At 68.3% G+C, this 19,541-nt stretch carries 2 protein-coding genes; both read right to left on the bottom strand.

The window, feature by feature from the left end; translation table 11 throughout:
* Positions 1–2,453: type I polyketide synthase (locus ACFQZZ_RS02525; RefSeq protein ID WP_378673283.1), on the bottom strand; the 2,453-nt coding region annotated here is incomplete at its 3' end.
* Positions 2,454–2,502: 49 nt separating this feature from the next.
* Positions 2,503–19,485: a type I polyketide synthase gene (locus tag ACFQZZ_RS02530; protein WP_378674009.1), complete on the bottom strand. Its 16,983-nt coding sequence runs from the start codon at positions 19,483–19,485 to the stop codon at positions 2,503–2,505.
* Between the last annotated feature and the right edge of the window lie 56 nt (positions 19,486–19,541).

The raw sequence follows: 19,541 nt of genomic DNA on the forward strand, positions 1-19,541 counted from the left end.
CCGAGCACAGCCACCCGATCGGCCAGACCGATCGCCCCCGCCGTCAGCTCGACGCCCATCGTCAGCACCGGATGCGGGCTCACCTCGATAAACCCATTCACCCCCGCGCGCTGCAACACCTCGATCGAGTCCGCGAAGCGCACGGGCTCACGCAGCGACCGATACCAATACCCCGCATCCAGCGCCTCGGTGTCGATGTAATCGGCGAACACAGTCGAGAAGAACGGCACCGAACCCGACACCGGCACAACCGCATCCAACTCCGCCAAAACCCGATCCCGGATCGACTCCACCGCACGCGAATGCGACGCATAATCCACCGGAATCCGCTTCGCCCACACACCATCGGCGGCACACGCCGCCAAAAACTCCGCCACCGCCGACGACTCCCCCGACACCACCGTCTGACCCGGGCCATTCACCGCCGCCACCGACAACCGGTCCCCGAAACCCGTCAACCGCTCCGCGACCGCCTCAGCAGCCAAACCCACCGACACCATCCCACCAGCACCCGCGAGTTCCTCAGCCACAACCTGAGAACGAAGCGCCACCACCCGCGCACCATCCGACAACGACAGCCCACCCGCCACCACCGCAGCCGCAATCTCACCCTGCGAATGCCCAACCACCACAGCAGGTTCCACCCCACTCGCACGCCACACTCGCGCCAACGACACCATCACCGCGAACAACACCGGCTGAACCACATCGACCCGCTCCAGCGACGCCGCACCCGCCTCCCCACGAAGCACCGCAGTCAACGACCAGTCGACGAAAGGAGCAAGAGCCACCTCACACTCAGCGATCGCATCAGCGAAAACGCCGCCCGCAGCCAGCAACTCAGCAGCCATCCCAGGCCACTGACTCCCCTGACCCGGAAACACGAACGCCACCTTGCGTGGCGTCGCGCGACCCGAAACCACCGCGGACTCCGCGAGCTCAGCGGACTCGGATCCTGGCTCGGCCAACGCCGCAAGCCCGGCTTTCATGCCGACGAGATCATGTCCGACCACCGCACTGCGCCACTCCAGCTGCGCGCGCGATCGCAACAAGGAATACGCCACGTCGGCGGCATCCGCCTCCGGGTGCTCGTCCAACCAGTCCCGCAGCCGAGCAGCCTGCCCCCGCAACGCATCCCGGCTCCGGGCCGAGAGCACCCACGACAGGATGTCCGTGCCACGAGCAGCCGCGGCGTCGACCGTCGCAACCGCGGGGGCCTCCTCCAGGACCACATGCGCATTGGTGCCGCCCATGCCGAACGCGGACACCGCAGCTCTGCGGACCTCCGCCGACGGCCAGTCCTGCGCACCGGTCACGACCCGCAACCGCGCGGCGTCGAGCGAAATCCTCGGGTTCGGAGCGTGGAAGTTCAAACTCGGGACGAGTTCCCGATGCCGCAGGCACAGCACGGTTTTGATCAGGCCAGCGATCCCGGCGGCACCCTCGAGATGCCCGATATTCGTTTTGACCGAACCCACGGCAAGGGGCCCGTCCTCGGGCCGTGCCACGCCGTAGGTGTCGCCGAGCGCGGCGGCCTCCACCGGATCGCCTGCCGGAGTGCCGGTGCCGTGCAATTCGACATACTGCACCGACGAGCCGACTACGCCGGCCGCGGCGAGGGCCGCCCGGATGACCGATGCCTGCGACGCGGCGCTCGGCGCGCTCAACACCTGGCGCTCGTTGCCGTTGTTGACCGAACTGCCGCGGATCACGGCGTGGATCCGGTCGCCGTCGGCGACCGCTCGCCAGAGCGGCTTGAGCACGACGATGCCGCCGCCTTCACCGCGGACGATTCCGTCGGCACTCTCGTCGAAGGTGCGGCACTTGCCCGACGCCGAGCGGGCACCGAATTGATCGATGCGTTCGCCGCTCAATGGCGAGAGGATGAGGTTCAGCCCGCCGGCAAGCGCCACGTCGCATTCGCCGTTGCGCAGCGATTCGCATGCCAGATGCACCGCGACCAGTGACGACGACTGCCCGCTGTCGACGACCAGGCTCGGGCCGGTGAAACCGTACTGATTGGAGATTCGGTTGGCGACAACGCCACGGCCGACGGCCCACAGCGAATGCCTGCCGACGCCGGGCTTGCCTTGCGCGGCCGCCAATTCGGCGAAATCCGTTCCGGTGGAGCCGAGGAACACCCCGGCCCGCGCACCGGCCGAGTCGCGGTAGCCCGCGTCTTCCAACGCCTCCCAGCTGAGCTCGAGACCGAGCAGCTGCTGTGGGTCGATCGACCGCGCTTCGTTCGGCGGCACACCGAAGAAGTCGGCATCGTATTCCGATGCCGAATCGAGGAACCCGGCTGTCTCGTCGATTCCGGGACGGTCGGCGGGAGCGGATCCGACGGCATCGCGGCCCTCGCGCAGCAATCGCCAGAACTTCTCCAGGTCGGCAGCGCCCGGCAGCCTGCACGACATTCCGACGATAGCGATGTCATTCGCTCGTTCGACCATGGGAATTCCTCATCTTCACGCTTGGTACTTCAAACAGCCACGTCAGTGGTTATTGCGAATCGCGATTGCCCGTCGTCTCCGGCCGGATTCGCTTCGGCTCGGCCGCTCCGAGTTCCTCCAGCCAGCGCCGTATCTCGTCCGCGGCGGCGGACGAGGCCGCGCCGATGATCGAGAAGTGGTCCGCGTCGATCTCGGCCGTCTTGCCCGTGTGCATCCACGCGGGCACCGGTTCGGCGAGATCCAGCCCGGGCAGCGGCCGCGCGGCACGCAGGTCGAACGTCGGCGCCGCGATCGACACGGGTCGCCGTTTGTCGAACAGCTGCGCGTACTTCGCCATGGCGACGAGGCCGTGATCACCGATCTCGGTAACCTCGTCGCCGAGATCGAGCACAGAGCCGATCGCACTCACCAGTACCTGGTGATTCTGTTCCGCGGCGTCGGGCGAATAGGTGTCGAGCATGATCACCGCCGCCGGCCCGCGCCCGGTCCGCTCGAGGCGATGCGCCAGCGCATGGGCGATCGCGCCGCCTGCCGAGTACCCGACGAGGACGGTCGACTTCGGGCTGCCCGCACCCACAACGGCCGCCGCCAGGTAATCCAGCAGCACGTCCCACGATTCGGGCAGCGGTTCCCCTGGTTGGGTTCCGGGAAGGCGCAGCGCGCCGATGGTGTGCTCGGCGCCGAGTTCGCGCGCCAACCTGCCGAACTGCTGCGGTCCGGTGCCGACAATGAACGAAGGAACACAGATCAGCGAGAGCCGAGACGTGCCTCTGCTCAGCGGTATCGGCGTTGGCTGGACCAGCAACTCCGTGCCGCTCGGGAATGTGTCGACGAGCTTGGCGCCCTCCAACAGCATCGGTATCGCGGCATCGACCTTGCCGCGCCGATGTGCGGCAACAACCAGCTCGGTGAGCCCGCCGCGGGTCCCGGTTTCCCTCGACAGCACCGTGGGTGTGTCCACCCTCGAGGTGGCCGCTACGGGTGTGCCCACCCTCGGTGCGTTCATCGCGGGTGTGTCCACGGTGGCCGGCACGATCTCGGGGATCCGCACGCACAGATAGTCGGCAAGCGCCCGAGCGGTGGGATGGTCGAAGACAAGCGTGGAAGGCAAGGCCAAGCCGGTGGCCTTGGCGAGCCGATTGCGGAACTCGACGCCCGCCAGCGAGTCGAAACCCAGCTCCGTGAACGGAGCCCCCGGATCGATCGACTCGACGGAGGCGTGCCCCAACACCGCTGCCGCCTGCTCGCGCACCACCTCCAGTACCACCTCGTCGCGCTCGGCGGCCGACGCCGAGGCAAGCCGCCGCAGTGGCGACCCGCTGTCTCCGCGCGACCGCGCAGGCGCCGACACCAGCGAGCTCAGCACCTTCGGCAGCGACCCGGTCTCGGCCTGCTCGGCCAATACCGCCGTATCGAACTCGGTAGCCACCACCAGCGCCGCATTCGCGGCGATTGCGGCATCGAACAACGCAAGCCCCGCGGTATCGCCGAGCGCGCGAAGACCCAATCGCCGCAACCGCGCCAACCCGCCCGCACTCAGGTCGCCCGTCATTCCGGTACCCGCGTTCCACGGACCCCATGCCACCGATACGCCAGGCAGGTCCGCCGCCCGCCGCAACCGAACCACCGCATCCGCGACGGCGTTCGCCGCCGCGTAATTGCCTTGACCCGGCGAACCGGCCACACCGGCAATCGACGAAAACACCACGAACGCCGACAAATCCGAATCGCGCGTCAATTCGTGCAACAACCACGCACCGTCCACTTTCGGACGGAACACCCGATCCACCTGCTCAGCGGTCAAGGTCTCCACGGTGCCGTCGTCCACCACACCCGCCGCGTGGATGACGCCGCTCAACGGGAACTCCGACGGGATGTCCGCAAGCACCGCCTCGACCGCACCCCGATCCGCGACATCGCACGCCGCCACGTCCACCTCGGCACCCAGCGCGGACAACTCGGCTACCAGCTCCTGCACGCCCTCGGCATCGCGACCACGCCGCGATACCAGCAACAGCCTGCGCACCCCGTGCTCCGCTGCCACATGCCGCGCCACGAGCGCACCCAACCCGCTGGTACCCCCGGTCACCAACACCGTCCCCGCGCCGAACGACACATCTGCCGCACCCGTCGACGTCGATGCACGGCGCAACCGCGGCGCCAGCAATCGACCATCTCGCACCGCCACCTGCGGCTCACCCGAGGCGACGACTGCCGACACCACCCCGGCGTCGATCTCACCGTCGCGATCGAGCAGCACGATCCGATCCGGATGCTCCGCCTGCACGCTGCGCAACAAGCCCGCGACGGCCGCGGAGACCGGATCAGGTGACTCACCCGGCAGGACGAGCGCATTCCGGGTCACCAGGACCAGCCGCGTCCGGGCGAGCCGCGAGTCCGACAGCCATGACCCCAACAGACCAAGGACCTCCCCGACGGTCCGCCGGCTTGCCGCCGCCACATTCCCGAGGTCCGATTCGTCCGCGCCGACCACCCCGACGATCAATTCCGCGACCTGATCGGCGGCCGCCAGTTCGCGCAGTTGCGCGAACCGACGATCGATGCCTGCCACACTCGCGCCGCCGAGCACCGCCATCGACCCCACAGGCCCGGCAGACCCCGACGACATCGACACCAACTCCACGTCGTACAGCGACGGCAACACACCGCCGGATCGTGCGCGTTCCACCGTGCGCCGCTCGACGGGATGCACCACGATGGAGTCCGCGCTCAGCACCGGTTCGCCGGCCTCATCCACCACATCCATCCGAATCCGGTGACTGCCGATCAGCACCGCGCGCAGCCGGACCGGGCCAGAACCCGTCCTCGACATCCGCACGCCGCCGAACGACACCGGCAATGGAACCCGACCCGCGGGGATGTCCGCTATGACGAAGTCGACGCCGGGGTGCAGGCACGCGTCGAACAACGCCGGATGGATCCCGAACCCCGACGCCTGCCCGGCCGTGGCATCGTCCAACGACACCTCGGCGAACACCTCCTCCCCGCGCCGCCACACCGCGCGCACACCACGGAACACCGGGCCGTACTCCATTCCCAGACCCGCGATCCGCCGATACAGCGCGTGCTCATCGAGTCGCAACGCACCCACGGGCGGCCACACCGGCTCGTCCCATCGCGGCGCGGCGTCTCGAGCGGGATCAGTCGCTGTCGAGAGAGGACCAGCCAGCACACCGCGGGCATGCGGCACCCAAGCGTCGACGTCGTCGATCCGCTCGGCCCTGGAATAGATCGTGAAGCGTCGCCGCCCATCCGGTTCTGCCTCGCCGACACCGACCTGCAGATCGACAGCGTGATCCCCGAGAGCCAGCGGAATGTCCAGCAGTAGTTCTTCGACAACCCGCACGTCGAGCCGCGCACCGATCGCCGACACCAACTCCAGGTAGGTCGTCGCGGGCACCACCACCGCACCGAACACCACGTGATCGGCGACCCACGGATGACCGGCGGCCGATAGCCTGCCGGTGAACAACCACTCGTCCTTGCCTGCCACCGACACCGCATCCATCAGGATCGGATGCTCGACACTGCCTGCCACCACCGGACGGGCCGCATCCAGCCAATACCGCTGATGCTGAAACGCGTACGTCGGCAAGGAAACTCGACCCACCGAGCTCCCCGCGAACAGCAACCGCCAGTCCACCCCGAGCCCGGCGACGTGCACCTGCGCAAGGCACGTCACGAACCGAGCCGCCTCATCGACCCCGCGCCGACCCGCGGCGGACACCAGCCAGCCGGCCGCGGTATCGCCGTCGTCGCCGAGACATTGGCGGGTCATGGCGGTCAGCACGGCGTCAGGTCCGATTTCGAGGAATCGGCGCACGCCGGTCTCGACGAGCGATCCGACTCCTGGTGCGAAACGGACCGCCGCGCGTACCTGCCCGACCCAGTATTCGGGATCGGTGAAAGCGTCGCCCACCACACCGGTCACGTTCGACACGATCGGCAGCAGCGGCTGTCGGTACGTCACTCCCTCGGCGACGGCACGGAATTCGGCCAGCATGGGGTCCATCCGTGCCGAGTGGAATGCATGGCTCACGCGCAGTCGGGTCGTCTTGCGGCCCTGCTCCGACAACGTCCGCTCCACCTCGTCGACAGCATCGGCGTCGCCGGAGATCACCACCGAGTCCGGACCGTTCACCGCCGCGACCGAGGCCCGATCCCCATAGCCGGTCAGCACCGCCACCGCCTCGGCTTCCGACACGGCGACCGCCAGCATCGCGCCGCCCTCGGGCAACGCCCCCATCAACCGACCTCGCGCCGCGACCAACGCACACGCATCCGACAGCGACCACACCCCCGCCACATATGCGGCGACAAGCTCACCGATCGAGTGCCCGATCAACACATCCGGAGTAACACCGAACGACTCCACCAACCGGAACAACGCCACCTCGAACGCGAACAACGCAGGCTGCGTCCACTCCGTCCGATCCAGCAGATCCGCGCCCGCGTCACCGAAGACGATGTCCTTCAACGAGATACCCGGCAACGAGGACGCCAGCAACCTGTCGAACTCTGCACACAGCTCATCGAACGTCGAAGCGAACACCGGGAACGCCGCATACAACCCGGCGCCCATACCGACCCGCTGCGCCCCCTGCCCGGTGAACAGGAACGCCGTCCGACCACCGACCGGCACACCGGATTCCACCGACGACGAGACCGAGCCCGACGCCAAATCCGCCAACCCCGCCAGCAACTGCTCCCGATCGCGGCCGACAATCGCGCCGCGCCAGTCCAATTGCGCACGTGTATCGATCAAGGACTGCCCGACACTGCGCGCATCGGCATCAGGATGGTCGACCAGCCAGGCCCGCAGTCGGTCCGCTTGAGCCCGCAAGCCTGCCTCGGATTTCGCCGAAACCAGCCACGCCACCACGCCTTCCGCCGAAGACGCGGCATCACCGGTCGGCGCACCCGCGTCCCGCGTGAGCGCAGGTGCTTCCTCCACGATTACGTGGGCGTTGGTTCCACTGATCCCGAACGAGGACACCCCCGCCCGACGCACCCGTTCACCCGCGAGCCACGGCTCCGCCTCGGTCAGCACCCGCACCGACCCCGCCGACCAATCCACATGCGGCGACGGCGCATCCACATGCAACGTCTTCGGCAGCATCTCGTTGCGCAGCGCCTGCACGATCTTGATCACGCCGCCGACACCGGAAGCCGCGACCGCGTGCCCGATGTTCGACTTCAACGACCCGATCCGCAACGGCTCCGCACGATCCTGCCCGTACGCGGAAATCAGTGCTTGCGCCTCGATCGGATCGCCCAACGGCGTCCCCGTCCCATGGGCCTCCACCGCGTCCACATCAGAGGGCTCCAGCCCAGCCGCCGCCAACGCCGCTGCGATCACCCGCTCCTGCGACGGACCATTCGGCGCGGTCAAACCATTCGACGCACCGTCCTGATTCACCGCCGAACCCCGAACAACGGCAAGCACGTTGTGACCGAGCCGCCGCGCATCCGACAACCGCTCGATGACGAGCACACCGACGCCCTCGGACCACCCGACACCGTCCGCGCCCGCGGAGAACGACTTGCATCGCCCATCGGCGGCCAGGCCCCGCTGGCGCGCGAAGTCGACGAACAGTTCCGGGGTGCCCGAGATCGAGACACCGCCTGCCAGCATCAGCGACGACTCGCCCTGCCGCAGCGCCTGGCACGCCAGGTGCAGCGCTACCAGCGACGACGAGCACGCCGTGTCCACCGTCATGGCAGGGCCTTGCAAACCGAACGCGTAAGCAACCCGACCGGAGATCACGCTGTCCGAATTCCCGGTCATCCGGAAACCTTCGTATTCGCCGATCACCCGCTCGACATAGCCGGACGGGGTGGCACCGACGTACACGCCGGTATCGCTGCCGCGCAGCGACGCCGGATCGATACCCGCGTCTTCCAACGCCTCCCAGGCGGCCTCCAATATCAGCCGCTGCTGCGGATCCATTGCCCTCGCCTCGCGTGGACTGATACCGAAGAAGCCGGCGTCGAAAGCGCCTGCCTCGGTCAGGAATCCGCCCTCCCTGGCGTAAGTGGTTCCTGGCTTGTCCGGGTCCGAGTGGAACAGCCGGTCGAGGTCCCAGCCCCGGTCCGAGGGGAAAGACGTGATCGCGTCGGTACCGGACGCCACCAGATCCCACAGCTGGTAAGGAGATTCGACACCGCCGGGATAACGGCAACTCATACCGACGATGGCGATCGGCTCGTCGGTCCGCACTCGACGCACGGTTCTCGTCTTCCGTTGTGCGGCCACGGGCACGTCCCCGACCCGGGACACGATGAATGTCGCCACCGCCCGAGCGGTGGGATAGTCGAAGACGAGGGTGGAGGGCAGCGCCAACCCCGTGGCCTTGGCCAGCCGATTACGGAACTCCACACCGGCCAACGAGTCGAAACCCAGTTCCGTGAACGGAACATCCGCGTCGATCAGGTCCCCGGACTCGTGTCCGAGACTGGCGGCGACGTGGTCCCGGACGACGGCGAGCACGACGCCCGCGCGATCGGATTCGGGTGTGGAAGCCAGTCGCTGCGCCAACGACCCCGCGCTCACGACGCGCCGCGGCGAGACGGTGACCAGGGCACTGAGCATTCTGGGCAGCGACCCCGAGGCCGCGTGCGCGGTGAGCGCCGCCACGTCGAGACGCGCGCCGACGATCGTCGGAAGACCAGCTGCCACGGCGGCATCGAGCAGTGCCATCCCGTAGTCATCGTCGAGAGGGACCAGGCCCTCTCGCCGTACGCGCGCCAAGTCGGCTTCGGTGAGGGTGCTCGTCATACCGCTGGTGCCACGCCAGGGACCCCACGCGATGGACGTCGCGGGCAGACCGTCGCGATGCCGGTGCTGAGCAAGCGCATCGAGGAAGGTATTCGCCGCGGCATAGTTGGCCTGGCCCGGACTGCCGATGGTCCCCGCGATCGAGGAGTAGAGCACGAACATCGACAGCCCCAGATTCCTGGTGGCCTCGTGCAGATTCCACGCGGCGTCGACCTTGGGCCGCAACACCGTCGCCAGCCGCTGTGCGGTCATGTCGGCGAGCAGGCCGTCGGCCAATACGCCCGCCGCGTGCACGACGCCGGTCAACGGGTGCTCCGTCGGGATGTCTGCCAACAGCTCGTCGAGTGCCGCCCGGTCGGCCACGTCGCAGGCGACCACGTCCAGCTCTGCGCCGAGCGCGGTCAATTCGGCCGCGAGATCGGCGACACCGGGCGCGGCCGGGCCGCGCCTACCTGCCAGCACCAGCCTCCGCACACCGTGCTCCACGACGAGATGTCGCGCCGTCACCGCACCCAATCCGCCGGTGCCGCCGGTGATCAGCACCGTGCCGTCCGGTCGCAGCGGCGACGCGTTGGCGAGTGCGTTCTTGCCAGTGTCCGGACCGCCGCGGCTCAACCGCGGCGCGTGCGGGATGCCATCGCGCAGTGCCACTTGAGTTTCGTCCGCGATAACCAGGGCCGCGGCGACACCGTCGCGGTAGTCCTCCCAGCGGTCCACATCGACGATCGCGATACGGTCGGGGTTCTCGTTCTGACCGCTGCGCAGCAGACCCCACGCGGCCGCGCCGACGAGATCCACCGGTTCACCGATGTCCGTGGCGACCGCATGGCTGGTCACCACGACGATCCGTTCATGCCGCGCGAGCAGCTCGGCCATCCGTGCCGCCACCTCGACAAGTCGACCGTGCACCGAACCGGGCACGTCCGCATCCACAGGCACGTCCGCGAGTCGAAGCACGGCTACCGACCTACCGTCGATCGTCACCGTCTCGCCGTCGTCGGTGCTCACCCAGTGCTCGTCGGTGACGAGGTCGCCCGGCTTCGGCGCGGGCAACGGGACCCAGCGGAGCTGGTGGACGCCGCCTGCCCCGGCAGCACCGGACACGCCGAGCGTGCCGATCGGGATCGGACGCATGGTGAACGCCTCGACCTCGAGAACCGGAACCCCACGAGAGTCGGTGAGCGTCGCCGTGACTCGCTGATTCTCGTCTCCGGGAGAACTCGACTCGGCCGCGGTCAACCGGACCCGTACCGAGCTGGCTCCGACGGCGTGCATGTCCACGTTCTCCCACGAATAGGGCACGCGGATCTGTCCGGCAGCGGGCGGCTCGATCAACCCGGAAAAGGCGACCGCGTGTAGTGCCGCATCCAAGAGCGCCGGATGCAGCCCGAACCGGCCCGCCGACGAGTGCTCCTGCTCCGGCAGATTCGCCTCCGCGAAAACCTCGTCACCGCGCCGCCACAGCGCGGTCAATCCCTGGAAGATCGGCCCGTGCCCGTAACCGCGCGCGGCCAAGTCGACATAGACATCGCCGATCTCCACCGGCACCGCTCCGACCGGCGGCCAACTCTCCGTCATCGTCGGCTCGAACCGGGACGACGGCGACTGCGCGACAAGAGTTCCCGTCGCATGGTGAACCCACTCGGCGCGCTCCGCTTCGCCGTCACGCGGGCGTGAATACACCGACATGACTCGTGCGCCCGCATCATCGGGTCCGGCCACCATCACCCGCAGCTCGACGGCGCCCGTCGGCGACACGGCCAGCGGCGCGGTCACCACCAGGTCGGCCACGCGCGGGCTGTCGGTCATCGCCCCGACATGCAACGCCAAATCCACGTACGCCGTGGCGGGCAGCAGCACCGTCCCGCCGATCACGTGATCGGCCAACCACGGGTGACTGGACAACGACAACAGACCTGTCAGCACCACCCCCTCGGAGTCCGGCAGCCAGACCGCCGCACTCAACAGCGGATGCTGCACGCCGTCCAGACCCGAGGTCCGGACATCTCCCGCGGCCACCGCATCCAGCCAATAACGCCGACGCTGGAATGCGTATGTCGGCAACGGAACCCGCGCCGGGGCCCGGCCCGCGAGCAACGGCTCCCAGTCCACCTCGATGCCGGCGTTGTGGGCGTGCGCGAGGAACGTCACGAACTGCGTCACCTCGTCGACGCCGCGCCGTCCCGCGGCCGCGACCAGCGACTTCGATTCGACATCCGCGGGCAGGCACTGGCTGGTCATCGCCGCGAGCACGGCGTCGGGGCCCAATTCCAGGAACCGCCGGACACCCATGTCTACCAAGGCGTCGACGCCGTTGGCGTACCGAACGGTGTCGCGCACATGACCGACCCAATACAAGGGATCGGTGAAAGCCTCGCCGCCGACGACGCCGAACACGTTCGACATCACCGGCAACAGTGCACGGCCGTAGGTCACCCCGGCGGCGACGTCCTCGAATTCCGGCAGCATCGGTTCCATCAATGCCGAATGGAAGGCGTGGCTGACCCGCAGCCGTGAGGTCTTGAACCCGTCCGCGGCGAGCTGCGGCTCCAGTTCGGCAATGGCGTCCTCGGCACCGGAAATCACGATCGAGGACGGCCCGTTCACCGCCGCGATCGACAGCCGACCACGGAACCCGGCAATGGCCGCGGCCGCCCGCTCTTCGGTGATCGCGGCGGCCAGCATCGCGCCGCCGCCGGGCAGCCCGCCCATCAGCCGTCCGCGCGCCGCGACAAGCGCACATGCGTCGGCAGCCGACCACATACCGGCGGCGTACGCGGCGACCAGCTCGCCGATCGAATGCCCGATGAGCACATCCGGGGTGATCCCGAACGACTCGACGAGCCGGAACAGTGCCGCCTCGTAGGCGAACAGCGCAGGCTGCGTGTACTCCGTCCGATCCAGCAGATCCGCGCCCGCGTCACCGAAGACGATGTCCTTCAACGAGATACCCGGCAACGAGGACGCCAGCAACCTGTCGAACTCTGCACACAGCTCATCGAACGTCGAAGCGAACACCGGGAACGCCGCATACAACCCGGCGCCCATACCGACCCGCTGGGCCCCCTGCCCGGTGAACAGGAACGCGATCTTGCCGCCGACCGGCATACCATCGGCCACACCCGGTGCAGTCGAACCCGCAGCCAGCTCGGCAAGACCGGCCAGCATCGCGTCCCGGTCTCCCGCGACGGCAGCCCCGCGTCGATCGAATCGGGCTCGCGTCGTCAGCAGCGAATGGGCCACGTCCACCAGGTCGGCTTCGGGATGTGCCGACAGCCACTCGTGCAGTCGAGCGGCCTGTGCCCGCAGTCCCGCCTCGGATTTCGCCGACACCAGCAACGGCACCGTTGCCGAAGCAACGGGGGAAGTGATCGCCGCGACCGGCTCCGTCGTGCGCTGCGCGGGTGCTTCCTCGAGAATGATGTGCGCGTTGGTCCCGCTGATCCCGAACGCGGACACTCCCGCCCGACGCACTCGCTCCACCGACGCAGGCCATGACCGCTCCTCGGTCAGCAACCGCACCGACCCCGCCGACCAATCCACATGCGGCGACAGCGCATCCACATGCAACGTCTTCGGCAACATCTCGTGCCGCAACGCCTGCACGATCTTGATGACCCCACCCGCACCCGCGGCCGCCTGCGCATGACCGATATTCGACTTCAACGACCCGACCCACAATGGCTCGGCACGTCCCTGCCCGTACATGGACATCAAGGCCTGCGCCTCGATCGGATCACCCAACGGTGTCCCCGTCCCATGCGCCTCCACGACATCCACATCGGAGGGATCGAGTCCGGCCGCCGCCAACGCCGAGGCGATCACCCGCTCCTGCGACGGACCATTCGGCGCGGTCAAACCATTCGACGCGCCATCCTGATTGACCGCCGAACCTCGAACGACAGCAAGCACGTTGTGACCGAGCCGCCGCGCATCCGACAGCCGCTCCAACACCAACACACCAACACCCTCGGCCCACCCCACACCGTCCGCCGCCGCGGAAAACGCTTTGCACCGACCATCACGCGACAGACCACGCTGCCGCGAAAACTCGACGAACATGAACGGCGTCGACATCACCTGGGCGCCACTGGCCAGTACCAGCGAGGTCTCCCCCTGGCGCAGTGCCTGGCAGGCCAGGTGAATCGCCACCAGCGACGACGAACACGCCGTATCCACCGTCACCGCCGGGCCCTCCAACCCCAACGTGTAGGCCACCCGCCCCGAGAGCACACTGCTCGTCGAACCGGTGCCGACATACCCCTCGGCGACCGAGCCCGCCGCCTTGGCGATCTCCTCGTAGTCCTGATACGAGACGCCGGTGACAACTCCGGTGTCGCTGCCACGCAACGACACCGGATCAATACCGGCGTCCTCCAGCGCCTCCCACGACGCCTCGAGCAACAACCGCTGCTGCGGATCCATCGCCGCCGCCTCACGCGGACCGATCCCGAAAAACCCCGCGTCGAAATCCGCGATACCGGACAGGAATCCGCCGTGGCGCAGGTAGGACGTGCCCGAGTGATCGGGGTCGGGATCGAACAGTCGATCGAGATCCCAGCCGCGATCGGTCGGGAAGTCGCCTATCGCGTCCGTTCCGGCCGCCACCAGATCCCACAAACCCTCCGGCGAGGTGATGCCGCCCGGATACCGGCAGCTCATCCCCACGATCGCGATCGGCTCATCGGTACGGACCCGACGCGGCACCCGCGCGACGGCGCGGCCGGCGTCCGCCTCCTCCAGATCGCCGAGTTGGGAGCGCACGAACACCGCCACCGCCGCCGCGGTGGGGTGGTCGAACACCAGCGTCGAGGGCAGTTGCACTCCGGTGGCTTTGGCAAGTCGATTGCGAAACTCCACTCCGGCAAGGGAATCGAAGCCGAGCTCGGTGAACGGCGCGGCCGGATCGATGGCATCGCCGGAAATGTGGCCGAGCGCGCCGGCGACCTGCTCACGAACGACGTCGAGCACGATCGCCGCACGCTCTTGGGCCGGGGCGGCGGCCAGCCGCCGCGCCAACGTCCCGCCGGTGTCCGCGGCCCGCCGCACGGGCACCGTGACGATCGAATGCAGCATCCGGGGCAGCGACCCCTCGCGTGCCTGCACCGCCAACGCCTCGGTGTCGAACTCGGTCGCGACCACCACCGGTGCTGCCGCGACGACCGCACGATCGAACAGCGCCAAGCCATCCGCCGTCTCCAGCGGACGCACTCCGAGGCGGCTCATCCGAGCCATCGCCGCGCTCCCGAGACCGCTGGTCATGCCGATGCTCTGGTTCCACGATCCCCACGCGATCGACACCGCGGGCAAGCCCGCAGCCCTGCGCCGCCACGCCAGCGCGTCGAGGAACGCGTTCGCCGCGGCATAGTTGCCCTGTCCCGGGGTTCCCACCACCCCCGCGACCGACGAGAACAGCACGAATGCCGAAAGATCGTGGTCGCTTGTCAATTCGTGCAGATGCCACGCGGCGTCCGCCTTCGAGGCAAGCACTCGGTCCAGCTGCTCGGTGGCCAGAGTCTCGATGGTGCCGTCGTCGAGCACGCCCGCCGAATGGATTACCGCACTCGGGGCGAACTCCCCGGGCAACTCCGCAAGCAGGGTCGCCACCGCCGCACGATCGCTCACGTCGCAGGCCGCCACCCGCACCTGCGCGCCGGATGCCGTCAACTCGCTCACCAACTCGGCCACACCATCGGCACGCTCACCTCGCCGCGACACCAACACCAGCCGCCGCGCACCGTGCGCGTCGACGACGTGGCGCGCCAGTTCGGCGCCGAGTCCGCTGGTGCCACCGGTGATCAACACCGCACCCGAGCCGAAGGCCGTCCCGTCGGCCACGGCCGATCCCACCTGTCGCCGCAACCGAGGCACCCGCAGCCCGCCGCCGCGCACGGCCAGCTGTGGTTCGTCCGAACCCACTGCCGCAGCGACCACATCGGCCGTCAGGTTCTCCTCGACACCCGCGTCGACGAGAACGAACCGTCCCGGATGCTCGACCTGCGCACTGCGCACCAGGCCCGACACCGCCGCGGCCGCCGCATCCGGCGACTCGCCCGACTCGCCAACGGCTCCCCTGGTCAGCACCACCAGTCGCGAATCGATAAATCGCTCCTCGGCCTGCCACGCCTGCAGCAGTTCCAGCGCCGACCGCACCCATCTATGCGTCCGTGCTGTCATATCGCCGCTGGCGACTGCTTGCAGGTCGCCCGAAACAACACCGCTGGCGACTGCTTGCAGGTCGCCCGAAACAACACCGCTGGCGACTGCTTGCAGGTCGCTCGAAACCACACTCCCGCTCGAATCGTCCCAGGCAGGCGACCAGACGACGATCTCTGGAATCGTCTCGTCATCGAGTAGCTCAGCGAGCCCCGCACTCCGACGATCGACGCCCGCAACGCTCACGCCGCCGAGCACCGCGACCGAGGTCACCGCCCCGGTAGACCCCGACGACACCGGCACCCACTCGACATCCGACAGCGACGCACGCCGGCCGGTCCCACTGTTGAGCACCTTGGCATCCACGGGGCGGGCGACGAGCGAATCGAGGCTCAGCACCGGCGCCCCGGTGTCGTCGACGGCGACGACCCGTATCCGCCCTGCTCCCAACCGCATAAGTCGAACCCGGACGGCGGTCACCCCGGCGCGGTACAACCGTGTCCCGGCGAAAGAGAACGGCAACGGCAGCCGACCCGAGGGCATGTCCTGCGCCAGCCCCGCGATCGCCGCGTGGAATGCGGCGTCCAACAGCGCGGGATGAATCCCGAACGTCATTGCCTGATCAGCGGATTCGGCCGCGAGAGACACCTCGGCGAGCAGATCGTCGCCGTCGCGCCAGACCGACGTGACTCCCTGGAACGCGGGGCCGTAGCCGAGCCCCAAGTCCGCCAAGCGGTCGTAGAGCTCATCGCTCGGCACCGACTCGGCACCGGCGGGCGGCCACTGTCCGTCCGATCCGTGCCATCCCGACTCGACCCACGCGGGAACGCTCTCCGCGGCCGGAGTCAGCACGCCGTTGGCATGCGACACCCATTCGCCCGCATCGGCATTCTCGTCGGCAACGGCACGCGAGTGGATCACGAACCGGCGTCGGCCCGCGCCGTCGGCGGGTTCGACACCGAGCTGAATATCGATCGCGGTGTCGCCCTCGAGCAGCAGCGGCGCTTCCAGCAACAGCTCCTCGACGAATTCGGCGCCGATCCTGGTGCCCGCGGTCAGTGCCAGTTCAACGAAGCCGGTCCCTGGCAACAACACCGAGCCGAACACCGCATGATCGGCGAGCCACGGGTGGGTCCGCACCGACACCCGCCCGGTGAACAGCCATTCGTCCTTGCCCGCCAATGACACGACGCCGGTCAAGATCGGATGATCCGACGACCCAGCCGACGCGTTAGCGACCAGGGGCTCCAACCAGTACCTCTGACGCTGGAACGCGTACGTGGGCAACGACACCCGGTGCACAGACCGGCCCGCGAACATCGGTCGCCAGTCCACCTCGACACCTGCGCAATGGGCTAGCCCCAGCATCGTCACGCACTGCGTCACCTCGTCGACGGAACGTCGGGACGCGGCGAGCACTACCGCGTCCGCCTCGATATCCGGGTGTTCGGCCAAGCACTGGCGAGTCATGGATGTCAACACCGCATCCGGGCCGACCTCGACGAACCGCCGCACCCCTGCTTCGACGAGAGCATCGACGCCGGGCGCGAATCGCACACAACCGCGCACCTGCTCGACCCAGTACCCCGGATCGGTCACCTCGACCCCGGCCACCGCACCGGCGACATTCGACACCATCGCAATAGTTGGCGCTCGATACGTCAGACCAGCGGCTACCGCGCGGAATTCGGCAAGCATGGGCTCCATCCGCGCCGAATGGAACGCGTGGCTGACCCGCAGCCGCGATGTCTTGACCCCCTCCTCGGACAACCTGCGCTCCGCCGCGTCGACGGCGTCCGCATCACCGGAAAGCACCACCGACGAAGGGCCGTTCACCGCCGCGACCGACAGCCGATCCGCGTAGTCCGCCACGATGTCGAGGGCCTGCTGCTCGGTCACGGCTGCCGCGAGCATCGCGCCGCCCTCCGGCAGCGCACCCATCAAACGACCACGCGCCGCCACCAACGCACACGCATCCGACAGCGACCACACCCCCGCCACATAGGCAGCCGCCAATTCGCCGATCGAATGGCCGATCAACACATCGGGGGTAATTCCGAACGACTCGACAAGCCGGAACAGCGCCACCTCGAACGCGAACAACGCAGGCTGCGTCCACTCCGTCCGATCCAGCACGCCCTCGGGATCAGCGAACATCACCTCGCGTAAAAACAGCGCGGAGCTCGTTGAGGGGTGGTGGTCGGGCGACGGGTCGGCCCCGCCGAGGTGCCGATCGAACTCGGCGCACACCTCGTCCAACACCACCGCGAACACCGGGAACACCGCATACAGCTCCGCCCCCATCCCCACACGCTGCGCACCCTGACCCGTGAACGCGAACGCCGTCCGACCCCCGAGCGCCACACCGGACGACACCGAACCCGACGCCAAGTCCGCCAACCCCGCGACCAACTGCTCCCGATCGCGACCGACCACCACGCCGCGCCAGTCCCATTGCGCCCTGGTGTCGATCAGCGACGACGCCACACTCCATATGTCCGCATCCGGATGGTCGAGCAGCCGCTGCCGTAACCGATTCGCCTGGCCGCGCAGCGCTTCGCCGGACTTGGCCGACACCAGCAACGGCACCACATCCGCGTCGTTTCCAGCGACCTGCGAGCAGTCGCCAGCGGTCGCAACGGCATCGGATTCGGCCGGCGCTGCCGGGGGAACCGAGTCACCGGCGGCAGTCCCAACGGCCGCCGAGCCGACGGACGCAGGTGCTTCCTCCACGATCACATGCGCATTCGTGCCGCTGATGCCGAACGAAGACACACCTGCCCGACGCACCCGCTCGCCCGCGGGCCACGGCTCCGCCTCGGTCAGCACCCGCACCGACCCCGCCGACCAATCCACATGCGGCGACAGTTCATCAACATGCAACGTCTTCGGCAGCACCTCGTTCCGAAGGGCCTGCACGATCTTGATGACCCCGGCGGCGCCCGCGGCAGCCTGCGAATGCCCGATGTTCGACTTCAACGATCCGATCCGGATCGGATCCGCACGATCCTGCCCGTACGCCGCGATCAGCGCCTGCGCCTCGATCGGATCGCCCAACGACGTGCCCGTCCCGTGCGCCTCCACCGCATCCACATCAGCTGGAGCCAATCCGGCAGCGGCCAGTGCCGCCGCGATCACCCGCTCCTGCGACGGACCATTCGGCGCGGTCAAACCATTCGACGCGCCATCCTGATTGACCGCCGAACCTCGAACGACAGCAAGCACGTTGTGACCGAGCCGCCGAGCATCCGACAGCCGCTCCAAAACCAGCACACCAACACCCTCGGCCCACCCCACACCGTCGGCGGACGCCGAGAACGACTTGCACCGACCATCACGCGACAGACCACGCTGCCGCGAAAACTCGATGAACAAATATGGTGTCGACATCACGGTCACACCACCCGCCAACACGAGTGAGGTCTCCCCGCGCCGCAGCGCCTGGCAGGCCAGATGGATCGCGACAAGCGACGACGAACACGCCGTATCCACCGTCACCGCCGGGCCCTCCAACCCCAACGTGTACGCCACCCGCCCCGACACCACACTGCCCGCCGAGCCGAGCCCGGCGTACCCCTCGGCGACCGGACCCGCGGCCCTCGCCGTGTGTTCATAGTCCTCGTACATCACCCCGGCGATCACGCCGGTGTCGCTGCCCCGCAACGACAACGGATCAATACCGGCGTCCTCCAGCGCCTCCCACGACGCCTCCAGCAACAACCGCTGCTGCGGATCCATCGCCGCCGCCTCACGCGGACCGATCCCGAAAAACCCCGCGTCGAAATCGCCGACACCGCGCAGGAAGCCGCCCTCCCGCGTGTACACCTTCCCGAATCGGTCGGGGTCGGGATCGAACAATCCCGCGACATCCCAACCCCGATCCACCGGAAACTCGCCGACGGCATCCGAACCGGACGCGACCAGATCCCACAGCTGTCCAGGCGACTCGACGCCACCCGGGTAGCGGCAGCTCATGCCGACGATCGCAATCGGCTCGTCGATGCGGTCCCGCAGCTGTGTCAGATCGTCGCGAGTCGTCAGGAGCTCGACGGTGACCTTCTTCAGATACTCCAACATGCGGTCGGACGAATCACCGGTGCTTGTGTCCACGTTTCACATCCAGGGTATTTCAG

The sequence above is a fragment of the Nocardia sp. GCM10030253 genome (genome assembly GCF_042675075.1).
GTDB lineage: Bacteria > Actinomycetota > Actinomycetes > Mycobacteriales > Mycobacteriaceae > Nocardia.

Excerpts from the sequence above, each read along its gene's own strand:
- ACFQZZ_RS02530 (WP_378674009.1), bottom strand. The coding sequence starts at position 19,485 with ATGTTGGAGTATCTGAAGAAGGTCACCGTCGAGCTCCTGACGACTCGC.